This is a genomic window from Staphylococcus sp. HMSC62B09 (genome assembly GCF_001839115.1).
GTDB lineage: Bacteria > Bacillota > Bacilli > Staphylococcales > Staphylococcaceae > Staphylococcus > Staphylococcus haemolyticus.
The window spans coordinates 1-751 of the sequence record NZ_KV840077.1 but is presented as its reverse complement, the minus strand read 5'-3'; the positions used below and the strand labels follow the sequence as shown (position 1 = coordinate 751).

Annotated in this window: 1 protein-coding gene; it reads left to right on the top strand. The window is 24.9% G+C overall.

Annotation, left to right across the window (positions count from 1 at the left end):
• Nucleotides 1-41: 41 nt before the first annotated feature.
• Nucleotides 42-698, top strand: coding sequence for a hypothetical protein (locus HMPREF3265_RS00050; protein ID WP_002485585.1), 657 nt, complete (start codon nucleotides 42-44; stop codon nucleotides 696-698).
• Nucleotides 699-751: the final 53 nt, after the last annotated feature.

The window sequence follows — 751 nt, the reverse complement described above, 5'->3', positions numbered from 1 at the left end:
CTAAAAAATAGGTTGTAAAAAATATAATATGAGGTGAATTAATGGAAAATAATATATGGACAGCATTGATAACTGGAGTAGTTTTATATGGCTCTAAAGAATGGATAAGGTTATACGTTGATACCAGAATTGCTAATAAAAAGTTAAATTTAGAAACACTTTATCCAATTTATACAGAATGTTTTATTTCAGTTAAGAAAATGATAGGAGCGTACAGAACTCCATTTACACAAGAAGGAACTTTTGAGAGAGTTAATCAAGATTTATTAAAAGATTTAAATCAAGAATATCAAGATCTTTATTTGCAAAATATAAATTATAGAAAACTTTTAAGTCTAAAACAACATATCGGACTGATGGAAGAGTTAAAACATGATTTTAATAATATTTTTAGCACTAACCAGGTATTTTTTGATTATGATTTTGTATCCAAAACTATAGAATGTGTCCATGAATATGAAAGCGATTTAAGTTATTTGAATAATATGATTGATTTTTATGTGGATAATGAAGAAAACTTAAATTTTGAAAATATTTTCACTCATGAATATAAAAGAAAAGTGCTATATTATGAACGATATTTAGATTCATTTGAAGATCAATTTAGAAAACGATTTAAACTTGGTAGAGAAAGTAAAATAAGTATTATTAAAAGAAAGTGGAAACGCTTTTTAAATAAAATAAAAGGCAGATATTGAAAAACACTATAACTTCTTTGAGAAAAGTATGTGAAGGTGAAACCAAAGCTTAG